14 protein-coding genes are annotated in these 24,380 nt (G+C 57.3%); 7 read left to right on the top strand and 7 right to left on the bottom strand.

From position 1 onward, the window contains the following. Positions 1-81: 81 nt before the first annotated feature. On the bottom strand, positions 82-573 hold the full coding sequence (locus HY788_13735; GenBank protein MBI4775211.1) for a thermonuclease family protein: 492 nt from the start codon (positions 571-573) through the stop codon (positions 82-84). Between the two features lie 696 nt (positions 574-1,269). On the opposite strand from HY788_13735, the gene HY788_13730 reads away from it, so the two are divergent. Beyond that, positions 1,270-2,106 carry a hypothetical protein gene (locus HY788_13730; GenBank protein MBI4775210.1) on the top strand — a complete coding sequence of 279 codons (837 nt, stop codon included), beginning with the start codon at positions 1,270-1,272 and terminating at the stop codon, positions 2,104-2,106. Positions 2,107-2,445: 339 nt separating this feature from the next. Here HY788_13730 and HY788_13725 read toward each other — a convergent pair whose 3' ends face one another. Continuing rightward, positions 2,446-3,045 carry a hypothetical protein gene (locus tag HY788_13725; protein ID MBI4775209.1) on the bottom strand — a complete coding sequence of 200 codons (600 nt, stop codon included), beginning with the start codon at positions 3,043-3,045 and terminating at the stop codon, positions 2,446-2,448. Positions 3,046-3,480: 435 nt separating this feature from the next. Here HY788_13725 and HY788_13720 point away from each other — a divergent pair, with 435 nt between their 5' ends. Both HY788_13720 and HY788_13715 read left to right on the top strand, forming a co-directional pair. Further along, on the top strand, positions 3,481-4,053 hold the full coding sequence (locus tag HY788_13720; GenBank protein ID MBI4775208.1) for a PilZ domain-containing protein: 573 nt from the start codon (positions 3,481-3,483) through the stop codon (positions 4,051-4,053). Between the two features lie 249 nt (positions 4,054-4,302). Beyond that, on the top strand, positions 4,303-5,814 hold the full coding sequence (locus HY788_13715; GenBank protein ID MBI4775207.1) for a hypothetical protein: 1,512 nt from the start codon (positions 4,303-4,305) through the stop codon (positions 5,812-5,814). Positions 5,815-6,012: 198 nt separating this feature from the next. Here HY788_13715 and HY788_13710 read toward each other — a convergent pair whose 3' ends face one another. Further along, on the bottom strand, positions 6,013-7,170 hold the full coding sequence (locus tag HY788_13710; GenBank protein ID MBI4775206.1) for an ABC transporter substrate-binding protein: 1,158 nt from the start codon (positions 7,168-7,170) through the stop codon (positions 6,013-6,015). Positions 7,171-7,356: 186 nt separating this feature from the next. After that, positions 7,357-9,375, bottom strand: coding sequence for a transketolase (gene tkt, locus HY788_13705; GenBank protein MBI4775205.1), 2,019 nt, complete (start codon positions 9,373-9,375; stop codon positions 7,357-7,359). 720 nt (positions 9,376-10,095) lie between these two features. On the opposite strand from tkt, the gene HY788_13700 reads away from it, so the two are divergent. The 3 genes from HY788_13700 (at position 10,096) to HY788_13690 (ending at position 17,124) form a co-directional block, all read left to right on the top strand. Then, complete coding sequence (locus tag HY788_13700; protein MBI4775204.1) at positions 10,096-12,051, top strand: PKD domain-containing protein; 1,956 nt, start codon at positions 10,096-10,098, stop codon at positions 12,049-12,051. Between the two features lie 160 nt (positions 12,052-12,211). Beyond that, complete coding sequence (locus tag HY788_13695; protein MBI4775203.1) at positions 12,212-15,391, top strand: PAS domain-containing protein; 3,180 nt, start codon at positions 12,212-12,214, stop codon at positions 15,389-15,391. Beyond that, positions 15,388-17,124: a response regulator gene (locus HY788_13690; protein ID MBI4775202.1), complete on the top strand. Its 1,737-nt coding sequence runs from the start codon at positions 15,388-15,390 to the stop codon at positions 17,122-17,124. Before HY788_13695 ends, HY788_13690 begins: the two co-directional genes overlap by 4 nt. Before the next feature lie 169 nt (positions 17,125-17,293). On the opposite strand, the gene HY788_13685 is transcribed toward HY788_13690, so the two are convergent. From HY788_13685 to HY788_13675, 3 genes are all read right to left on the bottom strand, one after another. Then, positions 17,294-18,445, bottom strand: coding sequence for a response regulator (locus HY788_13685; protein ID MBI4775201.1), 1,152 nt, complete (start codon positions 18,443-18,445; stop codon positions 17,294-17,296). Positions 18,446-18,781: 336 nt separating this feature from the next. After that, a complete protein-coding gene (locus tag HY788_13680; GenBank protein MBI4775200.1) occupies positions 18,782-19,972 on the bottom strand; it encodes an HDOD domain-containing protein in 1,191 nt (396 codons plus the stop codon). After that, complete coding sequence (locus HY788_13675) at positions 19,969-22,431, bottom strand: PAS domain S-box protein (GenBank protein MBI4775199.1); 2,463 nt, start codon at positions 22,429-22,431, stop codon at positions 19,969-19,971. Before HY788_13675 ends, HY788_13680 begins: the two co-directional genes overlap by 4 nt. 874 nt (positions 22,432-23,305) lie before the next feature. Between HY788_13675 and HY788_13670 the strand changes: the two genes are divergently transcribed. Then, positions 23,306-24,283, top strand: a complete 978-nt coding sequence (locus HY788_13670) for a putative porin (protein ID MBI4775198.1) — start codon at positions 23,306-23,308, stop codon at positions 24,281-24,283. The last annotated feature ends 97 nt before the right edge of the window (positions 24,284-24,380 follow it).

Raw genomic sequence — 24,380 nt, 5'->3', positions numbered from 1 at the left:
GTGGCCGGCGCCGGCCCGCTTCCTCATGGGCGCATAACCGATCATGCAGACCCTTCGATCGTTCTTACCGATATCTTTGCTCTACTTCGGCCCTCGCGCCTTTCGCCATTCCCAAGGCGGCTGGGGTTTGAGGTCGGCCCAGAGTCCACGTCGGGCCTTACGCGCCTCCTCTTCCATTTGTCCCAGGGTCTTGTCGTTGGAATAGGCGCGATACCACCAGGCGTATCCGGCTTTTAACAGGTCGTGGCTCAGATTCGCGCCGTCCGGTAGAATCACCTCCCCTACGACCCAGCCGTACCCATACTTGTCCTCGGATTTTGTCAGAACGACCACCGATTTTCCCAGCGCCCGCCGGGAAGTAAACTCTCGCGCATGCGGACCGTAGGACTGGTTGGGCTCGGGCGCGTCAACGCCTTCGAGTCGAATCCGAATTTCATCCTGCCCCCGCGCTACGACGATCATATCCCCTTCCGGAACGTCAACCACATTACCGGAGAAGTCTTTGGCATGGGTCAGGATCACGGAAGCGAGAATGCCGATAAGCACCAGCCCGGCTCCGATTATGGCCTTCACAAATCACCTCTCATTTCAAATACCCCTACGATCCGGGAGTTCTGCCCGGATTCATTGCACGGCCGCCGGGACGGATTACGCCTGGTCCGGTTCCTCCGCGGCGTATCGAATGTCCCCCATGCCGGCCGATATCCGACCGGGAATATTCATGAAATCTTGCGCCACCATTTGCTGATTCTAAGGATATCAGGATAATAGGCTACAAATGGCGCCGGATTTGAGAATACACGCTATAGAATGCGGAGCATTGAATCATTTCGCGAACGATTTCATGGATCGTTCAGACTAATAGTAGCATCCCATCACGGTGTCAAACCTCATCGGGCGGTGCTTGGCTGAAACCCACACCGGGCTCCGCGGATTCACCGGCGCCGGCCGTTCGATCCGAATCGATCCGGCAAGGAATGATGGGTTCGACCGGACCTCTTTCGCTCCCCGGCGCTTCCAATCCGAGCTGTCGCCGGCCTCCATGGGCATGGATATTGCTCTTTGAAATGGCCGTGCGTCTTGCAAGGTCTTCTTTCGGATGTCGGTTGGTCCGAAACCGCACATACGGCGCATCTTCAAGTCGTCATGTATTTAAGACCCGAAAGACGCCGGACGGCAAGTTGTACAAATTTTGTTTTGATTGCGCCGTTTTTTGTACGACTTTCCAAAGCAGCGCTCTCATAGAAATAGCGTCGGGAGGTAGAAGCCGTGTTTCGAAGGAAATTCTTCTGGATGATGACCGCATTTCTCGTGGCTCTTTGTTCGCTCCCTCTAGTGGCCCAAACCGGCGGGGAGGGCAAGCGAGTATCTTCAAACATGCAATCCGGCATTCTCGAAGAAGCTGAGACTGAACCAGGGATTCACAACCTGCAGTCCGTCACCAACGAAGCTCCCGCTGCCTCGGGGGTCCTGGGCGCCGGCGTGCGCCGTGTTTGGCCGGTGTACGGTGCGAAGTTCGGATTAAAAACGTTGCTTCAGGCCCAAATTGAAAACACCGGCAATCTCCCCTTGCCTCCGGACGCGGTGGTTTGTTTCTGGGTGAACGGTTTGAACCCTTCAGGCCCTTGCATGGTGGGCCACACGCCGGTTTTGAACTTATACCCCGAAAGCGCCCGATGGTACGCTTTTGTCTGGCCGACGCCCAACGCCGGCCCCGGAGACGGATATACGTACCAAGTCCAGGTTTGCGCCGGAGATACGGCCTTGTCTCCGCTGAGCGAACCTCAGGTGATTGAATTTGTGGGCCAGACCATCGGTACCCCTCAACCGATAAGTCCGTTTGACATCACGTTGAATGAAACGCCGACGTTCATGTGGAAGTCCGTGGACGGCGCTACGTGGTACGCTCTCAATGTGAACGTATACGGCCCTCGTGGAAGCACCATACAAAGATGGTATCGGAGTGAGGACATAACCCGCGGGAACTCTTGCATTGGCAGATTGACCGAGCCCCTTCCCAAAGGAGCCCACACCTGGTGGGTTCAGCCTTGGAATGTAGACGGTTACGGTCCCGGCAGCGAGAGGAAAAGCTTCAGCATAGGATAACCGGCTTCGTCCGACTTCGCGCAGGGTTCTTCGCCCTGGTCTATTCCCGGAAGCAGATCCGCCTCCGGAGTCCGAGGCGGGCTTCACTGCTTGGTGTCGCCGCCCTCCCGGTCCCGCCATACGTTCCTACGAGAGGACCCGCTCGTGGGAGAGGCTCGATCGCCGGCCCATGCCCGAAACGTTGTAGACCGACCCAGTCCCTCTACTGCCCGAACCCCAAATCCTTTCTCCTCGACACCGAATCGAGGGCTTGCACGACCCTTTCTTCCCGAGACGCCTTCGGATGAGTACCGGAATACCTCGAGCGAAACAACATCGTTCCATTCTTGACGCTCAATACTACTTCGACTTATTTCCAGCTTTTGCCGCCTGTTCCAACCATTCGAGGAGGTCTTGATCCGTTCCGGAATCGTCCTGCTCCGCCCCCCAGTTGAAGAACACCTTCCATTCACCGGACTCCCGGATCATGTTTAATGAGCGCTCGACTTTTTGGGTGGGAATATCCTTGCCTTTCATCTTTTCGAGCAACCACTTTTGGATTTGACGCTCGACATCCTCCCCGATGAACAACGAGGTCATGGCGGAAGTTACCAGATCGGAGGCCATGCGGACAAAATCCGGTACGGCCAGGTCCACATCTACCTGGGTGAAGTCCCCGGTGATTTTGACGTTCTTGATCTCATAGGACGCGAACCCGCTGATGAGCCCCAAGATCATCGCATGCTTACCCGATCGCTTTTGAAGGTATTCTTCCAGACTCATCGATTTCCGGTCTAGGGAGGAGATGTGCTGATACGCCTCGGCATACCTGCCTTCCAAGACCGCGTCCAGGTACGATGTCATGACTTCCTTTGGATCCGCCGCATATCCGGCCGACGCGGGGACAAGTACGGCCGCGGTCAATAGCATCACCATTGGCATTGCGAACGACGCTTTCATCACAACTCCTTTCTACGTGCTCATCCTTCCGCGGGATGTACCGGACATCGTGTGCGTTCAACTTGCGCCGCCTATTGGAGCAGGTCTTGAAGCCTTTGACACGGATAGGGTACGATCCGCTGAGGGAGTTCGGAGATACCGCCACCCGGCGACCCGGCATACGTGTTTCAAGCAAGTACCGCTAAAGCGGTTGGCCGAACGTACCGATACTAACGTCAGAAATCGGGACCGACCGTGGTGCGGAAACGTCCCGAAGCTAGTATCCCGGTTTCTTCACTAGATGTAAAACGATCCGGGCTCCGCGGGGAACGATTCTCCCCTTCATGCCCTCTGATCTGTTTGTGAAGATCCCGCTGCGACGAGCCGTTCGGCGGGCTCCCAGCGGGAGTTCAGCCCCTTCTTCTCCACCGATACGCACGCTGCGGAGCAGAGACCATGACCAAGCGCGTACCTGTCACTTGCCCGAAATGCAACGAAACGGATCTGATCGAGACCTCCTCCGACCATCAGGGGCCGCTGCCGCCCTTCGAGTGCCCCAAGTGCGGCGAGCGTTTTCAGCCTGTGGTCGAACAGCGCCTCTATCGCCGCAAGATGCCCTTTCCGTGGCTCCTTTACAGTCCGGCCGAATTCAACTTGAACGAACTGAATAACTTAGCCGACCATAGGCGCCGCATTCACCGTCGTATTTACAAAGGAGAACTGACCGATATTTCCGTGGGAGGGTGCAAAGGAAGAACCGACGAATACCCACCGCAGAAATCGGAACCGATCTGGCTCCTTTTCAGGCTCCCTGAGGACGAATTGGTGTCGCCGGGTGAAAGCGCGCATGCCGGCGCCCTGGGTCACTACCCTTCAGATCCTGGTCCACCCCTGCAAGTCGAAGGACGAATCGCCTGGTCCCGTCGTGTGTCTCACACCACGTACGAATTCGGTGTCCAATTTACCAATTTCAAAGACAACGCACAAGCCATTATCGAAACCTACTTGTTTTCGTTCGATATTTGTTAACCGGACTGTAAAGATCCTTCAAGCCACATTTCAGAACGGATCCGCATCCTCGATCCCGGCGGTTTCACATTGCCGACATGTCGTCCTGCAGCTATAATAATTGACTAGGGTCTCCATGGTAGTGCGCCGACAATAAGACGATCAATTCCTGCATTGAAAATCAACCCGTCTAAAGAAGAAACATAAGTTAGCCTGGCCATACACGATTAAGCTCATGGGAACAACCAACCCTCACAGAGGAGGACGGACATGGGTATGAACGGCCGAAAGAACAAGGTTTGGAAAGGTATCCTAGGACTTCTGCCGGCCGCCTTTCCACTGGTTGTCATTACCTGCTCCGCTCACGCCCTGACCGTGGATCATACCGCGGTCCGGCAATTCAGTCGGATTCCGGATCAGTGGATCGAAGCAGCTAAAGCGTTGACCTTCCATTATGCCCACACTTCGCACGGATCCCAAATCATCGCAGGCCTTCACGCGCTCGGAGCCATCAACTCCAAATACGGCGTCGCCGTGCGCGAAGACGGAAACACGGCGGCTCTTCCGCCCCTCGAGTCCCCTCCGGCCCTCCGCATATACGACGGCAACCCGCCCGAAACCTATATCGAACCTGATGACTACTGGGAGAGCGCTTCCGGCCTGAACAGAACCCGAGCCGTCGCCGACACCGGGCTGTTCGACTATTCCATGTGGGCGTGGTGCGGCCAGCAATCGTGGAATACCACGGATACGGTCAATCAGTACCTCGATGCTCTGAATACGCTGGAGAGTGAATATCCGGACATGAAGTTCATCTACATGACCGGGCATACGGACGAAGGGGGAACGGATCTGGTCCGCAACAATCAGATGGTCAGGGACTACGTAGATGCCCACAACAAAATCCTCTTCGATTTCGCGGACATCGAGCAATACGATCCCGATGGAAACCATTATCCGGACACCAGCGATTCCTGTTCCTGGTGCGCCGATTGGTGTGACGCCCATCCCGGCGATCCGGACTGTCTGTATCGACCTGAAGACGACTCCGAGTGCCAGCACACCCATGGACTCAACTGCATGCTGAAGGCCAAGGCGTTCTGGTGGTTGATGGCGCGACTTGCGGGATGGGATGGGACCGGAAACGGCCCCGGTCCTTCTCTGAGTCCCGACGGCATCTGGAAATCGGCTCCGCCCCAGTCACAGTCCGGAGGCCTCATGAATTTCTATGTCCAGACGTACACCACCGGCCAGACGATCCTATTGGCTTCCCCGGACGGCCGGGCTTTTTATGCCTTCCTGGACAACGATTATAGTGACGGGGTGGACGCGAACGATTTGGGCCAGGGAGGTCATCACCTTACAGCCGCGTTCACGAGCAATGCCGAGGGAACCGCTTCCCTCACGCTCCAGGGAGCGGGGACGTCCGATTACACTCTCTACCGGTGGTACGCGGGATGCGCAACGGACAACTACCTGGGTATCTGGAAGGACACGTCTCCAGGGGAAACCGCAACCATCAGCTTCTACGTTCAGACTTACGAAACCACGGGTTCGAGGATCGTGATCGCCAGCCCGGACGCGGTACATTTCGACGTATTCCTGGATGAAGACAAGACCACGGACATGGATGTCGTTTCCCTGGCGGGCGACCGACACGCGGCCTGCGGATTCACCAGCGCCGCCGAAGGCTGGATCGTGGTGTCCACCGTGGACACCGGAATCCCCATTTACAACGTGGCCTTTTACAGGTGGGTTCAGGCGCCTCATCCCGCGCAATAACGACGATACGGCGCGCCTGGACCCGAGAAAATCGGGCAGGCACGGGGGCCTGCCGCGTGGGTGCCCCCGAGGGTCAGGACAAATACGAAAACCGGGCAGGCACGGGGGCCTGCCCCTACAGGGGGCGCAGCGCGCCGCGCCAATGCGGTCCTTACCCTCGGGAAGGGGCGGGACGAGGGCAAACTACGGCCTCATCCTTCATGGGGGCGTGATCTCTTTGGCGAGACTGAGTTTACCTCCCGTAACCGTGATCAACGACACGTTTTTTTTGGGAACCAGGAAACTGTCCCCATAACCGATGGTCCCCGTCAAGCCTTCAAAGCCCTTGGTCTCCGCCAGGGCTTTCAGAATGGATCTTCGTTCGCAGTTTCCCGCCTTGACGATGGCCGTCGCTATCAGGCGGAGCGCATCGTACCCGAGAGCGGCAAACGCGTTCTCCGGTGCATGGCCGAATTCTTCCTTGTATTTTTCCACAAAATTTTTGACCTGAACGCTTTCACTTTCAAAAGAATTCTGGGTGGAGAAATAGACGTTCCGAAGGAAAGCGTCTCTCGTTTCAGCCAGGAGAGACGAGCCAAACCGTTCTCCACCCATGATCGGTCGCTCGATTCCCGCACCGCGGAACTGCTTCACGATCTCGATGAAGTCATTCCCCTCTACGGCCGCCATCAGTACATCCGGTAACGGATCGAGGGTCTTCAATCGCTGAATCCGGATGGCGAAATCATTGTCTCCGCGATGGAACGAATCTTCGAGCAGAATCGCTCCAAAACCGGCGAATTGCTTGAACCGGATTTTGAAGAGAGAGGCCAACTGGAGCTTGGAGGCGTCCGCGGAGTCGTCGACCAAAACGTACGCCGTTCTCGCCCTAAGATCGTGGTAAGCAAAACGCGCCAGCCCGTATGCCTGGGAATGGAGGTCGCCTCCCACGAGGTACATGCAGCCTCCAAAGCGGTCGGGTAAGGAGGACGCGTCCGCGCCGATGCACACAAAAGGCATTCCGGCCTTCTGAGCCAGAAATCCGGCGGCCGACGCATCCAACGGATCTCCAAGCCCCACCACGGCGACCACCTTTTGTTCGACGGCAAACCGGGACACGGCGTCCCGAACGGCCGTTCGGCCTCCCCTCACGTCCGTCGGCGCCAACTCGATCTTCTTTCCAAGCAGTCCATTTGCGCCGTTAAGTTCCTTGGCCGCCAACAGAGCCCCGGACAGGGCCGGACTTTCGATGGACGAGTAGGAACCCGTGGCGCTGTAGAGCGCGCCTATTAGGATATTTTCGTAAGCGAAGAGCGCGCCGACGGACTGAAAAGCCAGAATCGTCAACGTAAGAACAAAACAGACAACCTTATTCATGCTCTTTCCCGATAATCGAAGTCCGCACCGGACGCTCTTTGAGACCTTCAGCCGCAGGCGTTCACAAAGTCTGTGGAACGCGGTATGCAATGCCTTCCGGATTCCGGCGTTCACACCCCCGGAATTCATTTCTCACCGGCTGCTCCGCCGAAGGCGGATTTTCCCCTGTGAACGATTATGTCCGATTTATCGGCCGAGGAGTTTCCGCGCCCTCGAGACCACATTCTCGACCGTCAGCCCGTATTGTTTGAACAGCTCTTTGCCCGGAGCACTGGCTCCGAATCGGGTGATGCCCAGAATGTCGCCTCGATCACCCACCCATTCGCGCCATCCCAGGGGTGATCCTGCTTCCACGGCCAATCGGGCCGTCACCTCCCGCGGCAACACCTCTTGACGGTATTCCTGCGTTTGTCGCTGAAACAGCTCCCAACTCGGCATGCTCACCACGCGGGCGTCAATACCCGCTCCCATAAGCACGTCTTTAGCCTGGACCACCAGCGCCACCTCGGAACCTGAAGCGATCAGTATCATATCCGGGCGGACGCCCTGTTCTTTGAACAGTATATAGGCGCCCATGTATACGCCTTCAGCTCCGCCTCCGACCGCGCGATCGAAAATCGGAAGTCCCTGCCGTGAAAGCGCCAGCATGGTGGGACCGCTCTTGTTCTCCATGGCGGCGCGCCACGCATACGCCGTTTCGTTTGCGTCCGCCGGACGAATCAACGTCAGGTTCGGCATGGCGCGAAGCGACGCAAGATGCTCGATGGGTTGATGGGTGGGCCCATCTTCTCCAACTCCAATGGAGTCGTGGGTCATTACATAGATTACGGGCAACTCCATCAACGCGGCCAGACGGATGGCGGGGCGGGCATAGTCGGTAAAGATGAAAAACGTGGCTGCGTAGGGCCGGATGCCTCCGTGCAGCGCCATCCCTGAACAGCAAGCGCACATGGCCAGTTCGCGAATTCCCCAGGCCACGTTCCGGTAACCCGGTTGGCGGCCGGAAAGATACTCCTCTTTCGCGATCAATGTCTTGGTGGACGGCGCCAGATCCGCACTGCCCCCCATCAGCGACTTCGTTTTCTGAGCGAAGGAGTTGAGCACCTTGCCCGAGGCGGCTCGGGTGGCCATGGGACCGTCCTTGGGAACGAACACCGGAATACCCGCATCCCAGCCTTCAGGCAAGTCACCCGAAAGGGCGCGCTTGAATTCCACGGCCGCCTCGGGATACGCCTGTTCATAGGCGGAGAACTTCTCGTTCCATTGCCGCTCGAGCCTGGCGCCGTTTTCCCCGGCCCTCCCCATGTGCTCCTTGACCGCATCGGGAACGAGAAAATGCTCATCCTCGGGCCAACCGTACGCTATTTTGCAGGCCGCGATCTCCTCCATCCCCAAAGGTTCGCCATGGGCTTCCTTGGTATCCTGCTTGTTGGGGGATCCGCAACCGATGTGCGAACGCACGATAATGAGGGAAGGCCGAGCGGTATGCTCCCTTGCCGCGGCAAAGGCCTGTGAAAGGGCCTCGATGTCGTCGGCCCTGTCCCCTATATCCTGAACGTGCCAGTTATAGGCCTCGAACCGTTTGCCCACATCGTCCGAATACGTCAGTGACGAATCGCCCTCGATGGTGATCCGATTGTCGTCGTATACAACGATCAGTTTGCCGAGGCCCAGATGGCCGGCCAGAGATCCCGCTTCGTGGGAGGCCCCCTCCATGAAGTCCCCGTCGCTGCAGAAAACATAGGTGTAATGATTTACGATGTTATGCGATTCGCGATTAAACCTGCCGGCAAGATGCGCTTCAGCAAGAGCCATGCCCACGGCGTTCATGATCCCCTGTCCCAAGGGGCCCGTGGTCGTTTCGACCCCCGGCGTCACGCCATACTCGGGATGTCCCGGGGTCTTGCTTCCCCATTGGCGGAAGTTCTTGATGTCCTCGAGGGACAGGTCGAAGCCCGTCAGGTGCAGCATGGAATACAGCAACATGGAAGCGTGGCCGCAGGAGAGCACGAACCGGTCACGATCGAACCAGTTCGAGTCGGCCGGATTGAAGCGCAGGAAACGCGTCCAGAGTACGTACGCCACGGACGCCAGACCCATGGGCGTTCCGGGATGTCCGGAATTCGCTTTCTGGACGGCGTCCATGGACAGTGTCCGTATGGTGTTGATGCAAAGCCGATCCAGGTCGTTTCGGGAATCGTTCATTCGCGAGCCTCCATTCATATGATTTGTGGGAATGCATTTCAGGCTTCCGGAGAGGGCCGGCACGACCATGAGCATCGTTCGGCTTTGGGTTCGAGGGCGATACCGTACGGCCCGGACCTCTGTTGCACCCGTGCTCCGGCAAGATACCGATGGAGCCCGAAGGCCTTCCCCTGTCAGTGGACCTTTCATTAAGCACGTCTTCCTTGACGAGTCAAGGAAGTTGTGATGACTTGAGCGTTAAGAATGAATTGCCTTGACATCGCCGAAGGCTGATCGGGATTCTCCTCGAATTCAACGACACTGCCCACTGGTGGCGGCTATGGGTTCGAACGCATACCTGATCTCTCACATTTTGCATTTTTCCTGGCACAGATCTGAATTACCGTCAGCCTTGAAACGATTTTGATTATGATTTGAACTTGTTACAAGGAGGTGACGCGCCGGGTCCGAAGAACGGAAACCTGTGAACAACGCGATCCCGCTGTACCTTTCACACCATAAGTGCTATACTTTCTTCGGCGTGGGGAGCCTCCTGTCGCTTCGCGAATTTGTGAGTCAGACTCGACTTACGCGTCTTATTTCCCGGTTTTGTTCCTCAACCCGACCCTGTATATTGCTGTTATCCATCCAAGGCTTGGTATCTTCCTGAGATTGTGTTCTACAAGAATAGGCGTGAAGTTCCGCGGAACAGCGGATCCCCAAGGATAAGAGGAATACGCAATGAAAATCGAAACAAGAGTGGGGCTCGTAATTCTCCTTCTCGCCGCCTTCGTCTGCCTCCCGGCGGCAAACGCGTTGGCCCAATATCAGGGAATCTGGAAGGACGGCGCCGATCCCGCGAAGCATAATTTCTACATCCAGCACTATTCCACCGGATCCACCTTGGCCGTTTATACCGCGGACGCGGTCCGTTTTTACGCCTTCTTATCGGACCTATCCGACGGTCAATTCCAAGCCGTGTCCATGGACGTTCCGGACGGGAGCAAGACTCTGTCGATCACGTTTATTTCCCATAATCATGCCGTGGCGGCCATAACGAACAACATCAGCCATACGACGACGATTACGGACATCGAGAAGAAGCACCCGGCCGTCCGAACCATGCACTCCGGCATCTGGAAAGACGCGACTTCCGCGTTCAGCTTGTACGTGCAGGATTACGCCGCCGGATCCAGCGTCGTGGTTTACACCTTCGACGGCGTCACGTTTCAGGCCTTCGCGGGCGACCTATCGATGTTCCTCTTCTCGGCCGCCAACCTGGCGGATCAGAGTGAACGGCTTGACCTGGTCTTCACCGGATTCGACAAGGGGATTGTCACGGTGGGGCCTGCCGCGGCGCCGACCTATGCCCCCGCCGCCAACTTCACCTATGACGTTGTCAAAGCGTTCTCTCCCGGAACGCTGGACGTCGGCTTCCAGTTCACGCCCACAACGGGAGCGGCCCCTTTCGAGGTTGCGTTTGTCGATATTTCGACCATCGGCTTCGACAGTTGGAGCTGGGATTTCGGAGACGGCGGCGCCAGCGCGGAACAAAACCCCAAGCATACGTATAGCCTGCCCGGCGAATACGAGGTGACGGTCACCATGAGCGCCTCCGGGCTTTCGTATGCCTGCATGGCTTCGGAAACCGTCAAGGTGCGCGAGATGGGGTGGAATCCGACCATCGGCGGCGTTGTCACCCTCTCGCCCTCCGGCGCCCCCCTGGCGGGGGTCGCCATTACGGCGGACAACGGCGGGGGCTCGACCGTCACGGACGGTTCGGGCGAATACTCGCTTACGGTTCCGCATGGATGGAGCGGCCTTTTGACCCCGTCCCTCGTCGGATACACCTTCAGCCCCGGCTCCCCGTCGTTTTCCGATGTCACGACAAACCGGACCCTGAACTTCACGGCTTCCCTGCAATATGTACCTGTTTCGGGAACCGTCACCGACGGAGAAACAGGTCTCGCGCTCCAGTGGGTGGAAGTCACCCTTCAGGGATACGGATCCACCTGGACCGACGCCCGGGGCGCGTGGAGCACGCAGGTTCCCTACGGCTGGGCCGGAGCCGTGTCCGCAAGTCTGGCCGCTTACATCTTTTTGCCCGCGGAAATCATTCTTGACGGCGTGACTTCGCCGGCCACGGCCGTCGATTTCACGGGCGCTCCCCTCCAGACATCGATCACCCTCTCGGGCACGGTCACGGCCCGGCCGGAGGACGGCGGCCGGGGCATCGCCGGCGTCACGATCTCGTACGCGGGTGACAGCGCAGGCGGAAGCACGACCACCGACGAAGGGGGGGCCTATACCTTCACCGTCCCGTCCGGCTGGTCCGGATACGCGCTGGCCGCCAAGACCGGCTGGACGTTTCAGCCTCCTTCCATCGGCTACTCGAACATGACCGCGGATTCCGTGAAGGATTACACCGGGTTTGCGGACCTCGTCATCGCGGGGAACATTGTCGCCGACCAATCCTTAGGAGGGGCCTATCTGGCGGAGGTGGATGTGGTGTTCACGAGCGACGAGGGCCCATGGTCCGTGGAGACCGACGGTTCCGGCGACTATTCCTCGACCGTACCCTATGGATGGAGCGGAACGGTGACGCCGACCCTGACGGGCTGGAGTTTCGACCCGGGCTTCAGAACCTTCTCCGGTTTGACGGAAAGCGTGTCGGACGCGGATTTCGTGGGATATTAGGGTGCATCGGGACCGGAGGCGCGACGCTCATGCTCGAAGGCCCCTCGGTCCGGACAGATGCAGCCCGTATCCCATTGAAAAAAATTGGACTCGTACCGAATATGGCTTATACCAAGCATGTTGAATAGCAGCGCATAGATCCGCGGCAATGGAGGCCGTCATGGCGAACCAGGACAAAGACCAAAAAACCCGTGAACCGGAAAAAGCAGCTCGGCCGAAGCGCCGATCGAAAGCCGGCGACGGTAAGCATCCGGACCAGAAACGAGCGGAGCGGGAAGAAGAACTCACCCTGGAGGAAAACGCTTCCGAGGAGACGGAAGCGCTCGAAGGCGAGGCCCGGGATAACCCCGGCCTGGAAGCCGAAAAGGAAAAGGAACCCGAAGCGGAAAGCTCCTCCACCGAGGATACGGAAGGGGAGCGGTTTCCCATCGTGGCGATGGGGGCCTCCGCCGGTGGGCTGCAACCTCTCGAGGCTTTCTTCGAGGCGGTTCCGGCCGACAGCGGGCTCGCCTTCGTGGTGATCACACATACCGACCCGCAGCATCACAGTCTGCTCCCGGATCTCATCAAGAAAAGAGCCAAAATCCCCGTCAAAGTCATCGAAGAAGACATGCCGGTGGAGCCCAACACCGTCTACATGCCGCCGTCGGACAGCGACCCCGTTCTGGACGGGGAGACGTTCCATCTCAAGAAGAGGCCGGACCGGCCCGAGCTCCACATGCCGGTGGATCTCTTTTTTAAACATCTGGCCCAGGAGCGCGGCGAATCGGCGGCATGCGTCATTTTATCCGGAACCGGCACCGACGGCACCCAGGGGCTTCGGCTGATCAAGGAAAAGTCCGGCCTGGCGGTGGCTCAAAACCCGGATTCGGCCCGCCACGCAGGCATGCCCAGGAGCGCTATCGAGACGGGCCTGGTGGATTACGTGGACCATCCATCGGATATGCCCGAGCGCCTGATCGAGTATTTCAAATATCCCGTATCCATTCGAAACATATCCGAAAGCAATAAGAAAACAGAAGACATCGACCCCCTGGGCCGAATATTGGCCTTTCTGGCCACCCGCACCAAACACGATTTTTCCCTGTACAAGGAAAACACCCTGATCCGGCGCGTCGAGCGGCGCATGACCATCACCCGGTGCCGGAACGCAGCGGCTTACCTGGACCTTCTGCACCGGGAACCCGAAGAGATCCGCATCCTGTTTCAGGACCTTTTGATCGGGGTCACCAGTTTCTTTCGGGATCCGGAGGCTTTCGCCTTTTTGAGACAACAGGTGCTCCCGGACCTGGTTTCCAAGGCGGAAGACGGCGAATTACGGGTTTGGATTCCGGGTTGCGCCACCGGAGAGGAGGCCTACTCCATTGCCATCCTGCTGCGGGAGTGTCTGGAAGAAAGGGGGGACGCCCGCAAACTGCAGATTTTCGGTACGGATATCGACGTCCGGGCCATCGAAAGAGCCCGACAGGGGACCTATGTTCAAAACATCGCGTCCGATGTAAGCCCCGAGCGCCTCGACCGTTTTTTCAGCAAAGAGGACAATCGGTATCGAGTCAAGTCCGACATCCGGGAACTGGTGGTGTTCGCCGAGCAGAACATCCTGTCCGACCCCCCGTTTTCCAAGCTGGATCTGCTGGTCTGCCGCAATCTCCTCATCTATCTCAAGCCCGAGGCCCAAAACAAAGTGATCCCCCTTTTCCACTATTCCCTCCGAGAGGGGGGCGCCCTGTTTCTGGGCGCTTCGGAAGGCCTCGGCCGCCATCATGATCTTTTCGAGCCGCTGAGCAAGCAGCACAGTATCTATCGAAAGAAGAACCACCTGATCCGCCCGCAAGTCCAGTTCCCCACGGCGTCCAGAAGACTAATAGGTTCGATTGAACAGACCAAGCACGAGGAGCAACCCGAAAAGCCGGAAGTGGACGTCCGGCGTGAGGCGGAGAAGATCCTGATGCAGGAACACACGCCCGCCTGCGTGGTCGTAAATCCGGCAGGAGAAATCCTCTTTTTTCACGGGCGTACGGGCAAATACCTCGAGCCCGCTCCGGGCGAACCCTCCATGCAGATCGGGGACATGGCCCGGGAAGGCCTGCGTTTTCCCCTGCTCTCCGCCCTGCGCCGGGTGGATAAAGCCGAGGGCGAAATCCGGGAAACGGACGTTCGGGTCAAGACCAACCACGAGTACCAGCGCATCGATCTGGTGGTAAAGCGTTTCAGCGAGCCTCGCTTACGAGATTGCCGCATGGTGATTTTCGAGGAAACGCCGGAACCGGCCCATCCCCGGCAACAGAAGGAAGACCGCCGGGCGGATGAGGATGCGAGCCGGCGGGAAGCGGACCTCGAACAGGAATTGATGCGGGTGCGACAGGATTACCGAAGCGCCATGGAGGAGCTTCAGACGTCCAACGAGGAGCTCCGGTCGACCAACGAGGAGCTGCACTCGTCCAACGAGGAGTTGCAGAGCACCAACGAGGAGTTGGAATCCTCCAGAGAAGAGCTTCAGTCCCTCAACGAAGAACTCAACACGGTCAACAATGAACTGAACAGCAAGATGGGGGAGCTGACAGACGCGTACAACGCCATCAGTTCCGTGCTTAACAGCACCCACGTCGCCATCGTGTTTCTGGACAACGAGCTCAAGGTGAAGCGTTTTACTCCCGAGGCCACCCAGCTCCTCAACTTGATGGATTCCGACCTCGGACGTCCTGTCGAGCACTTCGCTCACAACCTGGAATACGACAATATGCCTGGAAGGGTCCGTCAGGTTCTGAAAACCCTCTCGAACGTCGATGAGGACGTCCGCACCAAGGAAGGACACTGGTATCGCATGCGCATCATGGTGCACCGCGAGGAGGAACATATCATCGACGGCGTGGTGCTGACCTTTATCAATATCGACGCTCAAAAGAAGGTTCAGAAGGAACTGGAAGAGATGAGCGCCAAGGCCCTCTCGTCGGCGAAACAGTACGCGGAACTCATCGTGGATACGGTGCGGGAATCCCTGCTGGTGCTGGACAGCCAAATGCGGGTGGTCTCGAGCAACCGCAGCTTTTACGATACCTTCCGGACGACTGCGGATGAGACGGAGGGAAAAAGGCTCTTCGAGCTGGGCAACCGTCAGTGGGACATCCCCGAACTGAACAAACTCCTGCAAGAAGTCATCGAGCACAACCAATGCTTTCAGGATTACCTGGTCGAGCACCGGTTTCCGGAAATCGGATTCAAGCGGATGCTGCTGAACGCCCGGATGCTTCGGGAGCGAGAAAGAGATCAAGACCGAATACTGCTTGCCATAGAGGATGTCACCGGAATTCCCGCTCCTTCCCCGGAGGTGGAAAAGTGAACCGTGCCTCGTCAAATCAAGCCTTTTTCAAGTTGCGAAAAGAAGCGGAACGGCTCCTGGAAAACAATGGAGTCGTAAAACCGGATATCCAAGAAGAGGACCTTTTGCGTTTGGCCCATGAACTCGAGGTCTATCAGATCGAACTCGAGCTTCAAAACGAGGAGCTGCGGTTTGCCAAGGAGGAACTCGAGGCCTCTCGAAACGAGTTTTTCGATCTGTACAACTCCGCGCCCGTAGCCTATGTGACGTTGAACGAAAAGGGCATGATCGAAAAGGTCAACGAGGCCGCCGCGCGAATGCTCAAAGGGACTCGAGAAATCCTACACGGATCTTCGTTCATGTTATGGGTGTATCCGGACGATATTCACATCTTTTATTCCCTGTTGAGGAGGCTCGCTTTAGCCCGATCATCGGGGCCCGCCGAGTTGCGGCTCAAGGGCGGAAAAAGCGGACCTGTCCACGTGCACATGGAAACCACGGCAAAAATCGACGAGAAAGAGGGTACGAAGCATTGGCGCCTGGCCCTGGTGGATATCACCAGGCGCACCCAGGCGGAACGAAAACTCGAGGCATTGACCCGCGAGTTGGAACAGCGCGTCCGGGATCGAACGGAGGAACTCAACCGCAAAACCGAACAACTCGCCCGGTTATCGTCCCAACTGACATTGACTGAGCAGCGCGAACGCCGGCGAATCGCCGAGATTCTGCACGACCATATCCAGCAGCTCATGGTGGGCGCCAAGATGGGCCAGGAACTGCTGATGCCGGACATTCACGACGGCCTGAAACCGGACGCCGCGCACGTCCTGGATTTGATCAACCGGTCGATCCGGGCCATGCGTTCCCTCAACGCCGAACTGTCGCCGCCGGTCCTCCAGTCCGGAGATCTATCAGCATCCCTGCAGTGGCTGGCCCGATGGATGCGCGAAAATTACGGGTTCGAGATTACCTTGGACGTCGCGGCCGAAATCACTCTGGATCGGCAAGATGTCAACGTGCTGGTGTTCCAGTCCATACGGGAGTTGCTGTTTAACGCGGTCAAGCACTCGGGAGTGAAAGCGGCGACTCTGAAAATGGAGAGAGCAAACGGTCAGTTGCGCATTGTGGTCAGCGATTGTGGAGCGGGATTCGATGCGGATGCCATACTAGAGGATACAGGCCACGATCAAAAATTCGGGCTGATCGGTATCCGAGAGCGCTTCGCTCACCTTGGCGGCCGCTTCGAGATCCAAAGCGCGTCGAATGCGGGATCGACCATTTCCCTGACAATCCCTTTGGATGAGAAAGCATCCGCTGAAGAGCCGCAGGGCTCGGTCAGCGCCGCGACCGAAGAGCCGTCCATGGCGCAGCCCGTCGCGCAGGGACCTGGGAAAAAGCTCCGCGTAATGCTGGTGGACGATCATCCGGTCATACTGGACGGACTGTCCAGGATGCTCGGCCCGCAACCCGACATCGAGCTCGTGGGCCGGGCGTTGGACGGAGAAGAAGCCGTCCGGTTGGTCCGGGAACTGGTTCCGGACGTCATTCTCATGGACATCAACATGCCGAAGATGAACGGTCTGGAAGCCACCCGGATCATTCATTCGGAATTTCCCCACATCCGCATCGTCGGCTTGTCCGCGTATGACGAGAGCGAACTGGCCGACGCCATGATCGAGGCCGGGGCGTCCGCCTTCCGGTCCAAGACGGATACCAAGGAACGACTGCTCGCCGCGATACGGGGCGAGGGTTAAACCTGACCTTTACCATCAGCAGCCCGTTGAAAAAGCCGGGTTGTTACAGGCCGATGAGAAACGATGAGATGCAAGGCGCGCAAATCCCTAGGAATGAGGCGTACATAGAGTACGTCGCAGTGACGAGGGATGAAGCGCAACGCCGCAGATCGCGTTTTTCAACAGCCTGTCAGAGTAGATTGAGCGGCTGTATGATCTTGATGGGTTCCTTGATGTTGAATATGGCCTTATACCTGCGAAACTGCTCGACGATCGGTTCGGTAAGCTCGTGACCTTTGGCCAGGAGCAGTTTCGAGTTGTTGAGCGAGAACACATCCTCGGCCAGGATCATTCCCTCCCGGAGGCCGACGACCTCCACGCTCTTGATGCTGAATTTGGCTTCGTCTCCCAGCACCAGCGACAGGGCGTTGAGCACTTTCGGATCATACCACTTCGGGTGACGCCTCATTTCCGCGTACGACTCGCCCTTGGATTTGCCGGCGGACGTCAACGCGTCGAAATCAACGGCCACATGGAGTATGCGCGCTCCGAGGGGGAGTTCCTCGCCCTGCCGGTCGTCCGAGGGAATACCCGTGCCGTCGAAGTGCTTCTTCTGGCACGCCACGATGTCGGCTATGGCTTCCATCCTCGGGATATTGGCCAGCAGTTTGGCCGCCATGGCGGGATGTTCGTCAATGGATTCTTTCTCGCTCGTGGACAGAGTGCGACCCCGGTTGACCTTATCGAGGGTTTCGTCCGGAAGTAGAATGAGACCGATCTGAGACAGCCGGGCCGCGGTTTCAGCCTGCCACGGCTCCGGATCGTTCACGGTTCTGCATAAGAGGGACACATACCGCGATATGCGGGATGCCCGGTCGAACGCTTGCGGCTTGGCCAACGCCAGCAGTTCGGTCATGACCCGTATGGAGCCGTTCAGGGTCTTTTCCAGGAGTTCGCGCTCGCCGGTCACCAGCTGGTACTGCCGGAGACCGGACACCAACGCCTGGGACATCACGTCCGGCGGGCAGGGTTTGGTGAGCAGCCGAAACACATTGGTCTCGTTAACGGCCCTCGTGGAGGTTTCCAGATCCGCATATCCGGTGAGAAGAATCCGAACCGTATCGGGAGTAACCTCCCGCACGCGTGAAAGAAACTGGATACCGTCCATTCCGGGCATCCGATAGTCCGAAACAACGATACAATAGGGACCGCGCTCCGCGATTAGTTCCAGGGCGTTCGCTCCGGTGATCGCCACGTCCGTTTCGAACGTCTTTCTGAGCCCGCGCTGGTAGGCGGCCAGTAGGTTCTTGTCGTCGTCCACGAGCAGCATTCTATATTTCATTGTTTGACCTCCGCTACACAGCCGGTGGAAAGGCCGACCGACCGGGAAAGATCCGCGCTGCCTTAATGGCCCGGATTCCGGGCTTCCGAGAGTATGTCATTATGGATCCTTCCCTCCAACACCCAGCGGGGGATCCGGAATCCTTTGCATTCATTCGATCCTTCCGGATTCCGGATCTCACTGCGTTCGTCCGGAATGACGTCCTGAAATAGGCCGCGACGCCTCTTTCGCCGGCACGACGGAAAACTTAAGGGTTTTAAAGCCGACCCCGCGACTAAACACTTTCGTCGGACAAGGCCATCCGCTGTGCAACCGGCGGGTCCCCGCCATAATGGTTTAGCCGGTCTCGCCCGACCGCTGAGTACAAATCCGCCGCCACACGTCGATCCTAACATCCAGGCCCAACTCCTTGAAATAGGACACCTCCAAGCGGCCGTTCCGCCGTTCCAATACCTCGTGCGCCAACGCATCCGCCGCATGAACCACACCGACGACGCCAAGACGCTTTTCCAAATGCTGTTGCGGGTAGTGGTGAAAAGCCACACCCTCGATGATGGCTTCCGGTAAGCCCCAGATACCCAGCAAGTAGGCGCCGACCTCGGAATGCGTGGTTTGAAAAACCCGTTCCTCCAGTTTCCATATCAGGCCGCTCTCCGCCGACAGGGAGATGAGTTCGGCGTACCTGCCGAAATTAACCACGAATATCAGTTTTCCGAGATCATGAAGCAAACCCGCCATGAACGCCTGATCCACGGCCGCAGGATCCAGTTTCTCCTCCTCCGCGATGGCCTTGGCAAAGGCCGCGACGGAAAAACTGTGGCTCCAAAGGGCGTCCAGTGAAAATCCAGGCACATTCGGGTCTTCGAACTGCGAAAAGATCTGCAGTCCTAAAACCAGCGACTTCACCGTCTCGAGCCCCAGGAACGTAACCGCTTGCGCCGCGTCGACCATGGGGCGGCTCAGGCCGAAGAAGGCGGAGTTCACCAGTTGGAGGATCTTGGCCGTCATCCCGAGGTCTCTTGAGACGATGCGGCCCACCTTCTGAACGGATGCTTCCGCTGATTCCAGTTCTTGGACAATCTCGTTGTACAGGGCCGGCATGCAGGGCAGGGTCTCGAGCTTGGACACCACCCGCCGCAACGAACTGTCCGTCAACATGCCCTGGAGCAAGCAGGTCCGCTCGATGGTGGAAATCAACGTAGTCGCTTCGCAGGGTTTGGCCAGGTATTGATGCGCCAACTTGACGGTTTTCATGGTCAAACCTCGTTCCGCCTGACCGGAAAGCACGATCCGGACGGTTTGAGGATGACGGTGTCTCACTTTCTGCAGGAGCTGGGCCCCATCCATAATGGGCATACGCATATCCGTGACGACCACGTCGAAGGGTTCGTCATCCAGGATCTCGAGCGCTTCCGGGCCGCCGGCGACGAACACCATATCCCATTCGCGGCGCATGTTTCTCAGCATTCGCTCGAGACCCTTCAGAACCTTGGCCTCATCGTCCACGAACATTACCTTTCTTTTCATTCGTGTGCTTCCTGGTGGAGGTTTTCTACCATGGGCAAACGGATGATGAAAGTCGTGCCCTTTCCCATCTCGGTTTCAAATGAAATGCTTCCGCCGTGTTTTTCCACGATGGCGGTATGAGAGATGGCCAATCCCTGGCCGGTTCCTCTCCCGACCTCTTTGGTCGTGAAGAACGGATCGAATATCCGGTCCCGTATCTTTTCCGGGATTCCCGGACCCGTGTCCGAGATGCGGATTTCGCAGGTTTCGTCTTTCCTCCGGGTGGCGACGGTGATGGCGCCCTTGGTGTCGGAGTGCTCCCCCAGCTTGTCTTTAATGGCGTGAGCGGCGTTGATGATGATATTCAGGATCACCTGGTTGAGTTCTCCTGGAATGCACGAAACAAGGGGCAAGGACGGATCGAGGTCCATCACCATGTCGGATACGTATTTCCACTCGTTTCTGGCGACCGTGATGGTGCTTTCTATGGCCCTGTTGATGTCCGTGAGGGACTTGTCTTCCGAACCCGGATGAGAAAACTCCTTCATGGACAGAACGATCTTTGCGACCCGCCCCACTCCTTCGAGGCTTTCCGCCACGGATTTGGGCAGTTCTTCCATCAGGTACTCGAGATCGATTTCTTCTGCGAGGTCTGCAATTTCCTGCACGCGTCCATCGATGGGGATTCCTTGGCCGTGATCTTGAACGAGCCCTCGATAGGCCTCGATGAGTCGCAACAGGTCGTCGAATCCCTCGTTCAGGAAGCGCAGATTGTCACCCACGTACTGAGTGGGCGTATTGATTTCATGGGCGATGCCCGCGGCCAGTTGTCCGATGGATTCGAGCTTCTGGGCCTGGGTCAGTTGGCTTTCCAGGAGTCTGCGCTCCGTGATGTCCGCGGCGAGTATCAGAACGCCCTCGGATTCCACGCCCCGGGAAAGGATGGGATTGAAGGAAATACCCAGAAACCCGTCCTTCCCGTTACGCTGCGTAAATCGAATATCGTCCATACGAATCGGCCTGTTTTTTCTCTGGCAAACGAACATCCCCTTTAACACCTGATCCCAGTCCCAGGAAATGGGGACTTCGAGAAACAACTTCCCTATGGTTTCTTGTTCCGTACATCCAAAGATGTCCTCAGCCACCCGGTTCCACCGTATTACTCGATTCTCGCCGTCTATGCCGATCAGGATGGATGAGATGGAATCGAATAACTGCTCCATCTCGGTATGGGACTCCTTCAATTCACACTCCGCCTTCTTTTGTTCCGTAATGTCGCTGAAAATGACCACTCGATTCTCGCTGTCTATTGGAACCGTGTTTACTAGAATCACCTTTTCCGATCCATCCTTGCACACAACATCCAGCATGGATAACGTGCGTTTCGTCGGCTCCGCGTTTTTTAGATCGTTTTTCAATATGTCCATGACCACCGTCCGGTACTTATGCTCCGGAAACGCGCTCTTGAACCATCTTGTTCCATCCGAGATATCGTCGAGGGTGTAGCCGAGAAGTCGAACGAACTCGGGATTGACATACTTTAACACTCCGTCGCGGGTGATCAGGGAAACTCCGATCGGAGCGTTCTCCACCAGCTTTCTGAATCGCTCCCGTTCGGTCTCGAGGGCTTCCTCAGCCCGTTTTTGATGCGTTATGTCAAACAGGACGCCGCTGACGTATTCGAGTTCTCCCCCGGCGTTACAGATGATGGCCCCCCTGTCCTGAACCCAAATGGTGTCCCCGATGGGCCTCTTTATTCGATACTCCATGACGAAAGACCGTGTGGTGGCGAAGGCTTTCTCGAACTGCCGCCTGGTGGTTTCGACGTCGTCCTCGTGGATGACGTCCGACCATTTCACTTTCCTGGTCCTGAGATCGGAGGAATTGTAATAGGTCAGGTTTTCGATCTTTTCGTCCGCGAACAGAAGCGAGCGGTCCTTGTAGCTCGTGTACACGACGCCGGGAAGATTGTCCACCAGGCGGCGGTATTTCTCTTCGCCACGGCGAAGCCCCCTTTCCGCTCTTTGGAGCCTGCTTATCACCGCACTGAGTTCCGCCGTGCGTTCCTCCACCAGATGTTCGAGTTTGTCGCGATGAGCCCGGTTTTCCATTTCCAGCCGGCGGCGGAGCAAGGCGTTGGTCACGCTGACCATGACTTCACTTGGTTTAAAGGGTTTGATGAGATATCCGTACACACCCATTTTCAGAGCGCTGTCCGCCACATCGCGTTCGTCCACGCCGGATACGATGACGGCGGCCATGTCCGGATGCACGCTCAACGCATACTCAATGAAATCCAGGCCGGACTCGCCGGGCATCCGGATATCGCAAAGGACCAGCTCGAAGTCCAGCACCTTCAAGGAATCCCGCGCCTCTGCCGCACTGTATGCAAATGTACACGCGTGTCCGTTGCTTCCAAGGATCCGTCCGAGCAAACGACAGACGCTAGCTTCGTCGTCAACCACTAGTATGTCAGCCATGCATCTCCCTTTCGGCCTTGATCATGCCTTCCCGATACTTTCGAACTTGTGATTTTTTTCAAGATACATGTTTACGTCGGATTTCCCACAGGTTCAGAAACGACGGTTATACAACAGAAGGGTTTTCAACCGAGGCTCGGGGTTTCCAAGATAGCCGGCCTGGAACCGCCGCATGTTGACCCGTCTAATCCTATATCGGCACTTTTGAGAAAATTTTGACAAAATAATTACAAAAGGGACCGGCTCTACTATTCCTATTCCTGCCGGTGAGCTCGAAATTCGCCGCTGACCGCCCATCCGGGAAGACTGACGTCCGGCGGCGCGGGAGTCCTCCGTCCTGCTCCGAACCTCCGCCTATCCCGCTTCCCACCTTTGAATCGGCCCACTTCCGGAAACCGCGCGAATGGAGTCGTTACGGCCTTCGCCGACGGACAGACGGGCCGCATCCGGGGGTGACTCTGAGGCGGATTCAAGTGACCGAAGAGCCCTGAGCCCGGAAATTGAACCCCTTTCTTCGTCAATTCGCCTCACTTTCTCAACACCAAAGGTCTATTCAGACGCATGTAAAGATAACCGGCCGAGTCGGACCGGATCTTTTCGGCCCTTGGGAACCCGCCGCCGTCTTCCCTGCAGATTGTCAAGCACGAGCCTATCCAAGGAATAGGACCGCATGGATGAGGGCGGCGAGTACGAAAACAGAAAACAACAAGGAGAAAAAAGAGGGAGGTTTCATTTATGAGAAAAGAGTTTAAACCGGCAACTATTGTACTGCTTTCCCTGGCTTTGGCGTTCAGTTTTCTGAGCTGCTCGAAGCAGGTCGAGGCGGCAACCCAGGCCGAACTCGAGGACAAGATTCGCTCGCTGGAGTCGGCCCTTGCCCATCAGCAGCAGCTCGAAAACAGAATCAAGGCACTGGAAGAAGCTCTCGATCAGGCCAAGACGAAACCGCCAGCGGGTCGGCTCCAAAGTGGAAGTGGCCGGCGGCGTCGAGGCGGGCCTCCGCATGGCCAGCGGCGGTTCGGACCCCCGATCCACCAATCAGACCCTTGATAACTTCTTCGACACCAAGGACTTCCGCCTGGATCAGGCTTACCTCAAATGGAAGCCGCTGGACTCCATGTCCCTGGTTGGCGGCAAGTTCGACAATCCGCTGTGGACGCCCTCGGATCTGCTCTGGGACAGCGACATTACCCCCGAGGGAGCCGCGGCCAAACTAGCCTTTGGACCCTTCTTCGCCAATATGGGTTTCTTTGTCCTGGACGAGCATAGCGGTGACTCCAACGATCCTTTCATGGTCACCTTCCAGCCGGGAGCCAAATTCGACGTCGGTATGGTGGATTTCAAACTGGCCGCAACCGGGTACTGGTTCTCGGACATCACCAAATCCCCGCTCGAGTTTTCGGCTGATACCAACACGCGAAAAGACGACGGCTCCGACACCCTGCTATACGAGTACAACTCGGTATCCGTCGGCGCTGAGGTCGGCGTTAACCTCGAAGGGTTCGTGGAACGTGTAGCCCTGTTCGGCGAAGGCATCTACAACCCGGATCCGGATGAAGACGAATACGGCTGGCTGGGCGGACTCAAGTTCGGCTCCAAGAAGGTGGACGAATTCGGCAAATGGGAGGCCAAATACAGTTACCGGCGCCTTGAAAAAGACGCCTGGCTGGATACCTTTCCCGATTCGGACTTCTTCGGCGGAGCCACAGGGGTCCAGGGACACGAAGGGATCATTTCCTTTGGTTTGACCAGGCACTTCACCCTCGATATCGATTACTACCATGTGGAAGAGATCGAGGACTCGGACCAGGATCAGCAGTTGCTGCAGCTCGATTTCGTAGCCAAATTTTAACTCAACGATCCACTCGAGGACGGGATCGGTGACGCCCTCTTTCGAGAGAAAGCTTCTTCCGATCCCTCCGAGGGTGTTCCTCGGCCGTATGTGGGGG

Source organism: Deltaproteobacteria bacterium (assembly GCA_016208165.1).
Taxonomy (GTDB): Bacteria; Desulfobacterota; Desulfarculia; order JACQYL01; family JACQYL01; genus JACQYL01.
The sequence above is the reverse complement of the archived record's forward strand: the minus strand, read 5'-3'. Positions and strand labels throughout refer to the sequence as shown.